The 2,883-nt window shown below is 35.0% G+C and carries 3 protein-coding genes and 2 pseudogenes; all 5 read left to right on the top strand.

Annotated features, from left to right (window positions below; translation table 11 throughout):
* Positions 1–140: pseudogene (locus QVA17_RS12635) on the top strand (LD-carboxypeptidase); the annotation flags it as partial.
* Positions 141–155: 15 nt separating this feature from the next.
* Positions 156–677 (top strand): AAA family ATPase, encoded by a 522-nt coding sequence (locus QVA17_RS12410; protein WP_287389314.1) that lies wholly within the window; start codon positions 156–158, stop codon positions 675–677.
* 272 nt (positions 678–949) lie between these two features.
* Positions 950–1,387 carry an HTH domain-containing protein gene (locus QVA17_RS12405; protein ID WP_287389312.1) on the top strand — a complete coding sequence of 146 codons (438 nt, stop codon included), beginning with the start codon at positions 950–952 and terminating at the stop codon, positions 1,385–1,387.
* Positions 1,388–1,401: 14 nt separating this feature from the next.
* Positions 1,402–2,322 carry an IS3 family transposase gene (locus tag QVA17_RS12400; protein ID WP_287389310.1) on the top strand — a complete coding sequence of 307 codons (921 nt, stop codon included), beginning with the start codon at positions 1,402–1,404 and terminating at the stop codon, positions 2,320–2,322.
* Positions 2,323–2,608: 286 nt separating this feature from the next.
* Positions 2,609–2,883, top strand: a pseudogene (locus tag QVA17_RS12715) (maltose acetyltransferase domain-containing protein); the annotation flags it as partial.

Raw genomic sequence — 2,883 nt, 5'->3', positions numbered from 1 at the left:
AGATAATTTGTGAGGTAGTAGATAATCCAAGCCTGCCAATAGTTGCTAATGTAAATATTGGTCATGCCACACCTAGATGCATCATACCATTTGGTGTGGATGCATCTGTTGATGCAGAAAAGCAGGTCATTAGATTTTAGAAATCAGAGGTAATTATGGTTACAATAATTACAGGTGCATCTCATGTGGGGAAAACTGTCTTGGCACAGAGGATGCTTGAAAAGTATAAATATCCATATGTATCAATCGATCATTTGAAAATGGGATTGATTAGAAGCGGAAACACAGAGCTAACACCAGAGGATGATGAACAGCTTGTAGGATATCTATGGCCTATTGTCAGGGAGATGATTAAGACTGCTATAGAGAACAAGCAGAATCTTATCATTGAAGGCTGCTATATTCCTTATGATTGGCGAAAGGATTTTGATGAGCAGTATTTGCAGGAGATTGCATTTATATGCCTAGCCATGACAGCTGAGTACATAGATTCTCATTTTGCTGAGATAAAATCACATGCTTCTGATATAGAAAACAGGCTGGATGATAGTGATTGCACAGCTGAAAGGCTTAAAGCTGATAATAGCCAGGTGATTTCGGGATACCAGAACGCTGGGGAGAAAGTAAATTTAATTGAAAAAAATTATGAGGATGTAATAGAACATTTACTTCAGTAAAGATATTTAATTATGCCAGAATATAGGAACAGGGCGATTACGGAAAAATTAAGTAATATATAAGATTATTACGTAGATTTTTAGGAGAGAAAAGTAAAATGAACCCCATAGAGTGGACACGCTCAAAAAAGAATAAACCGTATTTTTTATAACAAATCCAAGCCATAGACATGCTTTAACACGGATTATTCTATGTTTTATCCTTAAACCAAGTTGTGGACACGGATTTAACCGTCATTTGCTGATATAATTAGCAATGGAAGGATAATCATATGAAGAAAAATGCACATGTCTACACAGAAGAACAAATAAGAATACTTGAGCAGAATCCCTACACGCATTCTGTTTCTCCTTATAGATTAGTATTTACACTAGCCTTTAAAGAATTTTTTATATCTAAGGTTCATGAACCTGGAATGACTTGCCCCAAAATTCTAAGAGCCGCTGGATATGATACTCAATTTTTCACACGTTATTTTATCGATAGTGTTAGAAAAAAAATTCTAGCTGAGGCAGCATCTCCAGAAGGTTTGAAGCCTCCTCGAGGATTATCTCAAGCAGAAAAAATCAAGGCCTTTGCAGAGAAGGATTTAGACAGTCAAAGGACTGCAACCTCAATAAAGGAACTGCAAAGCAGAGTCGTTCATTTGGAACAACAAGTTGAGTTTTTAAAAAAAATTTCAAATACCTTGCATCCACCGGAGACTTAAAAAGTAAAAAACATTTGGTATTCGATGCCATTAAACGTGAGCTTGAGTCTGAATATAACAGTCTTGATGTCAAAGAACTGTGCTTACTAGCTGGAGTATCTCGTTCTGGTTATTATCGATATATATCTGAAGATGGAGCTCAAAAACGCTATGCTAAGGAATTAAAGGATAGCGAAGATTTTGCGCTTATAAAAGCTGCATATGACTATAGAGGATATGCAAAAGGATATCGTAGCATCTGCATGAGATTAGCTAGGATGGGCACTCCTATGAATCATAAAAAAGTACTAAGACTCATGAATAAATATGGACTAAAGTGTCCTGTTAGAAAAGCCAATCCTTATAGAAGAATGGCAAAAGCTCTAAAAACTAATGTTGTAGCTCAAAATCTAGTTGATAGACAGTTTAAGAGCCATGGACCCCGCCAGGTCCTTTTAACAGATATAACTTACATAAGATTACAAAAAAATTTTTGCTACCTTTCTGTAATAATCGATGCTTTTACTATGCAAGTTTTGTCTTTTGTACTTAGTGAGTCATTAGAGGTCGATTTTGTATTAGAAACAGTAAATATTCTAATAAAAAATCATTTACATTCACTAGATGCAACTACAATAATCCACTCGGATCAAGGTTGTCATTATACAAGTGTAAAGTTCAGAGAACTAATAAAGGATTCAAACCTAAGGCAATCCATGTCTCGTCGTGGGAATTGCTGGGATAACGCTCCTCAGGAAAGTTTCTTTGGACACATGAAGGATGAACTGGCTCCATATATCCCTATGTGGGAAACTTTCGATGATGTGAATTATCGAATAGCAGATTGGATGGATTATTACAATAACGATAGATATCAGTCTCAATTAAAAGGAATGGCTCCTAATGAGTACTATCATTTTTTAGTTACTAATAAACTACCATCAGCATTGACATGAAATACGGTTAAAAAAATAAGCCTGTGTCCTTGACATGGGGTTCACTTTAAAGAGTTTTTATGAGTATAATTACGGAAGAATTATTGGTTATTATGAATTTTGCCGTAGGTAAACTATAAGAATTGCATCTAAAACTAGAATAGCCTACGGTAAAAATATGGAAGAAATGTATTTATTCCGTAAATAGAGTATAAGCAAGAATAATCACTACGGTATTTATAGTAGATTACTAGGATTTACCGTAAATGATGAATAAATATCATAATAATTCCTATAGGAGAAAAATATGAACCAAAAAGAAAGAATGCTTGCGAATCTTCCATATAAGGCATGGCTTGATGGACTCAGTGAAGAGCGCATGGAAAATAAAAAGAAGATATATAAGTATAATAATCTGGAGCCTGATAAGCAGGAGTAGAAGGATAAGCTTATAAAGGAAATCCTGGGTAAGACAGGCGAATCTATCAATATAGAGACACCTTTTCACTGTGATTATGGCTACAACATAGAGGTGGGAGAGAATTTCTTTGCCAATTATAACTTTGTTGTTCTTGATGTTGG

It is taken from the genome of Lachnospira sp., assembly GCF_016290755.1.
In the GTDB taxonomy this organism is placed as follows: domain Bacteria; phylum Bacillota; class Clostridia; order Lachnospirales; family Lachnospiraceae; genus Lachnospira; species Lachnospira multipara.
Note: the sequence above shows the minus strand (reverse complement) of the source record. Positions and strands in the feature narration are given on the sequence as shown.

Excerpts from the sequence above, each read along its gene's own strand:
- QVA17_RS12405 (WP_287389312.1), top strand. The coding sequence starts at position 950 with ATGAAGAAAAATGCACATGTCTACACAGAAGAACAAATAAGAATACTT.
- QVA17_RS12410 (WP_287389314.1), top strand. The coding sequence starts at position 156 with ATGGTTACAATAATTACAGGTGCATCTCATGTGGGGAAAACTGTCTTG.